6 protein-coding genes and 1 pseudogene are annotated in these 7,678 nt (G+C 30.5%); 6 read left to right on the forward strand and 1 reads right to left on the reverse strand.

What is annotated here, in order from left to right; translation table 11 throughout:
- On the reverse strand, positions 1-1,008 hold a 1,008-nt coding region (locus CAAU_RS05325), incomplete at its 3' end, for a CotS family spore coat protein (RefSeq protein ID WP_040306037.1).
- A 240-nt stretch (positions 1,009-1,248) separates the two neighbouring features.
- On the opposite strand from CAAU_RS05325, the gene CAAU_RS05330 reads away from it, so the two are divergent.
- The 6 genes and pseudogenes from CAAU_RS05330 to CAAU_RS05355 form a co-directional block, all read left to right on the forward strand.
- Positions 1,249-2,253 (forward strand): deoxyguanosinetriphosphate triphosphohydrolase, encoded by a 1,005-nt coding sequence (locus tag CAAU_RS05330; protein WP_008908398.1) that lies wholly within the window; start codon positions 1,249-1,251, stop codon positions 2,251-2,253.
- A 146-nt stretch (positions 2,254-2,399) separates the two neighbouring features.
- Positions 2,400-4,148 (forward strand): DNA primase, encoded by a 1,749-nt coding sequence (dnaG, locus tag CAAU_RS05335; protein WP_008908399.1) that lies wholly within the window; start codon positions 2,400-2,402, stop codon positions 4,146-4,148.
- A gap of 22 nt (positions 4,149-4,170) precedes the next feature.
- The gene (rpoD, locus tag CAAU_RS05340; protein ID WP_008908400.1) at positions 4,171-5,265 is read left to right on the forward strand and encodes an RNA polymerase sigma factor RpoD; all 1,095 of its coding nucleotides are present in this window, start codon (positions 4,171-4,173) and stop codon (positions 5,263-5,265) included.
- Between the two features lie 50 nt (positions 5,266-5,315).
- A complete protein-coding gene (locus CAAU_RS05345; RefSeq protein WP_008908401.1) occupies positions 5,316-6,050 on the forward strand; it encodes an HAD family hydrolase in 735 nt (244 codons plus the stop codon).
- A gap of 13 nt (positions 6,051-6,063) precedes the next feature.
- On the forward strand, positions 6,064-6,741 hold the full coding sequence (locus CAAU_RS05350; RefSeq protein WP_008908402.1) for a tRNA (adenine(22)-N(1))-methyltransferase: 678 nt from the start codon (positions 6,064-6,066) through the stop codon (positions 6,739-6,741).
- Between the two features lie 32 nt (positions 6,742-6,773).
- Positions 6,774-7,678, forward strand: a pseudogene (locus CAAU_RS05355) (Nif3-like dinuclear metal center hexameric protein); the annotation flags it as partial.

Consider the following 7,678-nt stretch of genomic DNA (forward strand, 5'->3'; position numbering starts at 1 on the left):
TCTGTATTTGACAACTGATTTTAATTCATCAATGTATTGTCCTTTATTGCAATATTTAATATTTTTATAATAATCCTTTGAAACCTTCCAAAGTTTTTTGGGGAATAAAAGGAATGCATAAATAGCTATCATTTCATTTTTATTTAATTTTCTTACATTTTGATAATTATTTATTGCAGTTTCAAAAATACTAAAATCCCAGGCAGTTTTTTTTCGCTTTAATATTCTGTGCAAAAAGCTGCTTATATCATGAACAGGACAATCAATGCGAGTTTTATCAAAATCAATTACATAAACTTTATCATCGGGAGTAAAAATTAAGTTTTTATTTACATAGTCAAGATGACATATAGCTCCATTGCTGATTTCATCACCTAAATTATTGAAATCAAGGCTAGACAAAATATAAAGACTTTCCCTTGCGCAATTTAAATAGTAATCAAAACTATCCAAAAAAATTTTGGAAAATTTGTCCTTAATCTTATATGCAAGATTTGCACATTCTATTAACTGTTTAAAATGCTTATTGTAGCTTTTAAAATAGTCTTTATCGTTGATTAAAAGCTTGCTTCCCTCTATAGGGAAAAAACCCTTAGAGGACTTATGGAGTTTAGCAAGATTTTCAGATATTTTTTTTATGTCATCAATATTATCATAATCACATTTTCGGCCATCTATCCAATCGGTTAAAATAAATAGGTTACCTTGGTAATTAACATATTTTAATCCCTTTTTAGTTGATATAAATCTTGGGGCTAAGATGCCCTTTATGTTTAACCATTCAATAACTGAATATATGAAAAGGAGTGTTTTCTCATCATAATAAACCTTTTTCAAGCATTTGTCACCTTTATTTGTAGCTATTTTATATACAGCTCGTTCTTTGTCAGTTTCTTTTATTTTTATGTTTTCTATTGAATAAACTTCAATGTTGTAATTAGATAATATTTTATTTATTATTATATCCTTTTCATAAATCGCTCTTTCAACAGAGCTAATATTTTCCATACTATCACCATTTTAATATTTCAATTGAATTATATGAAATGACAAGAGGGATTATGTTAATTAGAAGTGCTTTTTTGAATAAAAACAGGATAAAATTGACATAATGAATAATACTGAGAATTTTAAAGTAATTTAAAGAAATATCTAAAAAAAATGATTTAATTTTTATATATTTAAAAGAAGGTTTCTTGACAAATATGTAGAATATATATAATAAAAAATATTTGTGTAGGTGATACTATGAATTTGAGGGAACAATATGAGCAGCTGGAAGAGAAAATATTATCACCATTAGCTACTTTAAGTAAAAATACTAAAGGAAGAATAAAAAAAGAAGAAAAGTGTAAAGTTAGAACTGATTTTCAAAGAGATAGAGATAGAATTATACATTCTAAAGCCTTCAGACGCCTTAAGCATAAAACACAGGTTTTTATTGCACCGGAGGGTGACCACTATAGGACTAGATTAACTCATACATTAGAGGTTGCCCAGATTGCCAGAACCATAGCAAGGGCAATCAGATTAAACGAAGACCTGACGGAGGCCATTGCCTTAGGGCATGATCTTGGACATACGCCCTTTGGTCATACGGGGGAGGATGCACTCAATAAAATTTCATCAACAGGCTTTAAACATAATGAACATAGTTTAAGAGTAGTGGACTATCTTGAGAAGGAAAAAGGTCTTAATCTTACGCACGAAGTTAGGGATGGAATATTGTGTCATTCAGGGGAACTTATTCCTCAAACAAATGAAGGAAAGGTTGTTAAATTGGCTGACAAGATAGCATATATAAATCATGATATAGATGATGCAGTTAGGGCAGGAATATTAACAGTGGAGGATCTGCCAAAAGAATGCATTAAAGTTTTAGGGAAGGGACATTCAGAAAGAATAAATAAAATGATTACAGCTGTGATTGAACATGCTTTAAAATACGGTGAAATAAAATTAACAGGTGAAGTCGGCGAAGCAACGTGGGAACTTAGACAATTCATGTTTGATAACGTCTATATTGCATCAGAGGCAAAAAAGGAAGAAGATAAGGCAAAAAACCTAATTAAAGAATTGTTTATTCATTATATGGATAATCCAAATTCAATGCCAAAAGAATATTATGACAAAATCGATATCTATGGTTTAGAAAGAACTGTATTGGACTATGTAGCAGGTATGACTGATAGATATGCTATTCATGAATTTACGAAGATTTTTATCCCTATGCCTTGGCAAATAAAATTTTAAAAATTTTTTTAACTAGCAGGAATTTTATTTTTTATGTCGAATATTATTTATTTGTGTCAAAGAAAACTATAAAATTAGATATTCGTAAGAAGGAATTTTGATGTTCGATGTAGAAAAATAATATTAATATGTCAGGTGATGCTTCTATGCGTATTCCAGAACAAGTAATTGATAATATAATGCAAAAGAATGATATAGTCGATGTTATTTCTGAATATGTAAGCTTAAAAAGGGTTGGAAGAAATTTTATGGGGGTATGCCCCTTTCATAATGATAAAGGACCCTCATTAAGTGTTTCACCTGACAAACAGCTATTTCATTGTTTTGGCTGTGGAGCCGCAGGTAATGTTGTTGGATTTATAATGAAAATTAGAAACCTCGATTATATTGATGCCATAAGATTTTTAGCTGATAGAGTAAATATAACTCTTGATACTAGCTCAAATAAGGATACTGAAATTGAAAAAATTTATGAAATAAATATTCAGGCTGCGAGGTTCTTTTATAATAATTTAAAACAAAATAGCGAAAAGATTAAATATCTGTTAAATAGAGGACTGGATATAAAGACAATTCAGAAATTTGGTCTTGGATATAGCATAGATTCATATGATGGGCTAATTAATTTTTTTAAGAAAAAAGGATACGATGAAAAATTATTAATTAAGGCAGGACTGGTTTCTCAAAAAGAAAATAGAATATATGATAGATTTAGAAATAGGATAATGTTCCCGGTTTTTGACCATAAGGGGAGAGTAATAGGTTTTGGAGGAAGAGTTCTTGATGATTCAAAGCCAAAGTATTTGAATTCACCTGAAACACCGGTCTTTAAAAAAGGGACTAATTTATATGCATTAAATTTTGTTCTGAAAAAGGGGACTCCAGATGCACTTATCTTAGTTGAAGGCTATATGGATTGTATTAAACTTCACCAACATGGAATAGAAAATACAGTAGCCACCTTAGGAACTGCTCTAACTAAGGAACAGGCAAGGCTTATAAAAAGATATTGCAATACAGTTTATCTTTGTTATGATTCAGATGCAGCTGGTAGGACTGCGACATTGCGAGGAATTGAAGTTCTTCATTCAGAAGGATTAAATGTTAAAATAATAAATATTCCAAGGGGGAAGGACCCAGACGAATATATAAATACCTTTGGGGTTGGAGAATTTAAAAAGCTAATTGAAAAATCTCTTCCTGCAATAGAACATTTGATTTATGCTTCTAAAGAAAACAAAAATCTTGATGACCCCAGAGATAGAAGCAATTTTATAAAAGAAGTTATTGATATATTAAAAATATTAAATAATGAAGTTGAGGTTCATTCCTATGCAGCAAAAATTTATGAACTAACGGGAATAAGTATTGAGGTTATTTTAGACCAATTAAATAAAGTCAAAAATACGAAAACTAATAATTGGAATAACAATTATGGGAATAGAAATAATAATATTGGTGGAAATACTTTCATGGAACCTGGATATAAGAAGGCAGAGAGAAAACTATTGATGTTAATTTTAAAGGATGATGATATAAAGGAATATATTCTACAAAAGGTTAATAGGGAGGATTTTATAACTCCTTCATATAAAAAGGTTGCTACGTTAATTTTGGAAAATGGATTAAAGGAAGTTAATGACATAATAAAACATTTTGAAGAACAAAATGAAATTCAGGATGTGGCTTTAATCTTTGCTGAAGAAGATTTGACTGAAATGGATTTTGAGACAGTAGAAGGACTTATAAGAACTTTAAAAAGGGCTAAGATAGAACGACAAATTGAAAATATTAAATTAAAAATAAAAGAAAAAGAAAGATCCAATGATTTTAATGATCTTCTTAACTTGACTAGGCAATTGGAAGAACTGAAGAGGCAATTATCGTTGCTTTAGGTTTTGAAGGGAGGTTGAAATTATGAAAAAGGATAATCAAAAGAACGAAGCTAACAATAAAAGAATGTCTATAGTAAAGCAATTGATTGAAAAGGGTAAAAAGAATGGGGTTTTGACATATAAAGAAATAATGGATTCATTGGAAAATGTTGAATTATCTCCAGAACAAATAGAGAAGGTATATGAAATACTTGAATCTATGGGTATTGAAGTTATCGATGATATGGATGACTTTAACCCAGAACAATTATTAGAGGAAGATCTTGATTTAACTTTACCTGAAGGGATTAGTATCGATGACCCTGTAAGGATGTATTTAAAAGAAATTGGAAAGGTTCCTCTTCTTTCTGCAGAAGAAGAGATTGAGCTTGCAAAAAGAATCGAACAGGGAGATCAAGAGGCAAAGAAAAAATTAGCAGAAGCTAATTTAAGGCTAGTAGTAAGCATTGCAAAAAGGTATGTTGGAAGAGGAATGTTATTCCTTGATCTAATACAGGAGGGAAATCTTGGACTTTTAAAGGCTGTGGAAAAATTTGACTATAGGAAAGGCTATAAGTTTTCTACTTATGCTACCTGGTGGATTAGGCAGGCTATAACAAGGGCAATTGCTGACCAGGCAAGGACAATAAGAATTCCTGTTCATATGGTAGAAACTATAAATAAATTGATAAGAGTAGAAAGACAGCTATTGCAGGAATTAGGTAGAGCACCTTCTCCAGAGGAGGTTGCAAAGGAATTAAATATGGAAGTTGATAAGGTTAGAGAAATAATGAAAATAGCTCAAGAACCTGTATCTCTTGAAACGCCAATTGGGGAGGAAGAAGATAGCCATCTTGGCGATTTTATCCCTGATGAGGATGCACCAGCGCCTGCTGAAGCTGCAGCGTATACGATGCTTAGGGAACAACTTATGGATGTTTTAGATACTTTAACTCCAAGGGAAGAAAAGGTATTGAGATTAAGATTTGGTTTAGATGATGGCCGTGCAAGAACATTAGAAGAGGTAGGAAAAGAATTCAAAGTTACACGCGAAAGAATAAGACAAATCGAGGCAAAAGCTCTTAGAAAATTACGACATCCAAGCAGAAGCAAAAAACTAAAGGATTATTTAGATTAGGCTTACATATTGTAAGCCGTAATTTTTTAGGTGGTAAACGGAGGGGTATTATGAATACAATATTGTTTGACTTAGATGGAACTTTATTGCCCATGGATATGGATATTTTTGAAAAGGAATATTTTAAAAGACTTTGCTTTAAATTGAAAAATTTTTTGTCTCCTGAGCATACAGTTAAATTTGTTTTAGATGCAACCTTTGATATGATTAGGAACTCAGACTTTAATAGGACTAACAAACAGGTATTTATGGAAAAATTTACAGAATACTCCAAAATAAAATATGAAGTAGTAGAAAGCATTATTGATGATTTTTACAAAAATGAGTATAAAACTATCGGTGAACATTTTAAGTCCCAAGAACACATTGTTAAATCCATTGATATTTTAAAAGAAAAAGGATATGATTTGGTAGTTGCAACAAATGCCATTTTCCCCAAGGAAGCTATAATCGAAAGATTAAGGTGGGCAGGACTTGACGAAAGGGATTTTATATTTATAACATCCTTTGAAGTTATGCACTATTGTAAACCAAATATAAAGTATTATGAAGAAATTTTAGGCATAATAAATAAAAAACCCCAGGAATGCTTAATGGTAGGTAATGATGTTGAGGAGGATTTGATTGCATCAAAAATTGGAGTAAAGACTTTTTTAATAAAAGATAACATATTAAATAAAAAGAACATAAAATATTTTGCTGACTTTGAAGGTAATTATATGGACTTTTATAATTTCGTTATGGATTTGCCGTATGTAGTGAAGGATAAAGAAAAGGGTGCATAATTGGAGGTGAAACATGATTTTATCTGAAAGATTAAGACATATAGTGGATATGCTTCCCAATTCCGATTGCATAGCCGATATAGGAACAGACCATGGCTATATTCTTGTGCATTGTATTAACAAAGGGCTTTGTAAAAGAGGTATTGCAACAGATATAAATAAAGGTCCTTTAGAAATTGCTATTAGGAATTTTAAAAAATATAGGGTTTTAGATAAGATACAGACCAGGATAGGGGATGGGCTAGATCCACTTCAAAAAGGAGAGGCGGACACAATCTTAATAGCTGGAATGGGCGGAAACTTAATCGTAAAAATATTAGAGGAAGGCAAAGAAATAGTTAGATCAACAAAAATATTAGTCCTACAGCCCATGCAATATCCAGAAATATTAAGGAAATATTTGAATGAGAATGATTTTAAAATAATTGATGAGGATATAGTAAAAGAAGATGAAAAGTTTTATCATATATTAAAGGTATCAAATGGTAGTGAACCTCCTTATGAAAAAGAAGTGTTTTATTATACTGGGAAAATTTTAATTCAAAAGAAACATCCAGTTTTAAGAGAATTTATTAATTATAAAATAAAAAATTTAGAAGAAATTTTAAGATCAGTTCCAAAGGATAATAAAAGATATAATGAATTAAATCAATTATTATTAGAGTTTAAGGAAGTGGGAGAATGGATGTAAGTGCTAAAAATATTATAGACTACTTAGAAAAAATGTTTCCCCCTTCTCTTGCGGAGGATTATGATAATGTTGGTTTGTTAATTGGAGATAAAGACAAAAACATAAACAAAATATTATTTACGTTAGATGTTACAAGGGATACCATAGATGAAGCCATAAAACTAGGATGTGATATGATAATTTCCCATCATCCTTTAATTTTTACACCTTTAAAAAAATTAAGACAGATGAATATATTGGCAGTATAATTATAAAGGCAATAAAAAACGATATTAACATATATGCAGTTCATACTAATTTTGATAATGCAGAGAAAGGATTGAATGATTTTTTAGCCAAGCTTTTAGAGTTAGAAGATATCGAGATATTGTCGCCCCATAAGGAAATAAAACTTTATAAAATTGTTGTTTTTGTTCCTAAGTTCCATGCTGATGTGGTTAGAAATGCAATATTGACTGAAGGAGCAGGTCACATTGGAAATTATAGCTATTGTTCTTTTAATGTAGAGGGGCAAGGAACGTTTATGCCTTTGGAGGGTTCAAATCCCTTTATAGGAGAAAAAAATAAAATAGAATATGTTGAAGAAGTAAGGATAGAAACTATTGTTAAAGAAAAGGACTTAAATAGGGTTATATCATCTATGATAAAAGCTCATCCTTATGAAGAGGTAGCCTATGATGTTTATCCTTTACAAAATTCTTTAAAGCAGGGAACAGGAAGAGTGGGAAATTTAAAAGGAGAAATTAGGTTAAAAGAGTTTATCAATTTAATAAAGCAAAAATTTAATGTTGATAATGTGCGAATAGTAGGTAATTTAGATAAAAAGATTAAAAGGATAGGAATAGTAGGGGGAAGCGGATCATCCTTTATTAGAGACGCTTTAAATAAAGGATGTGATGTATTAATAACAGGCGATATAAAGCACCATGATGCTATT

This window comes from Caloramator australicus RC3, from assembly GCF_000297115.1.
Classification (GTDB): domain Bacteria; phylum Bacillota; class Clostridia; order Clostridiales; family Caloramatoraceae; genus Caloramator; species Caloramator australicus.

Coding starts and splice junctions, on each gene's coding strand:
- CAAU_RS05345 (WP_008908401.1), top strand. CDS start 5,316: ATGAATACAATATTGTTTGACTTAGATGGAACTTTATTGCCCATGGAT.
- dnaG (WP_008908399.1), top strand. CDS start 2,400: ATGCGTATTCCAGAACAAGTAATTGATAATATAATGCAAAAGAATGAT.
- rpoD (WP_008908400.1), top strand. CDS start 4,171: ATGAAAAAGGATAATCAAAAGAACGAAGCTAACAATAAAAGAATGTCT.
- CAAU_RS05350 (WP_008908402.1), top strand. CDS start 6,064: ATGATTTTATCTGAAAGATTAAGACATATAGTGGATATGCTTCCCAAT.
- CAAU_RS05330 (WP_008908398.1), top strand. CDS start 1,249: ATGAATTTGAGGGAACAATATGAGCAGCTGGAAGAGAAAATATTATCA.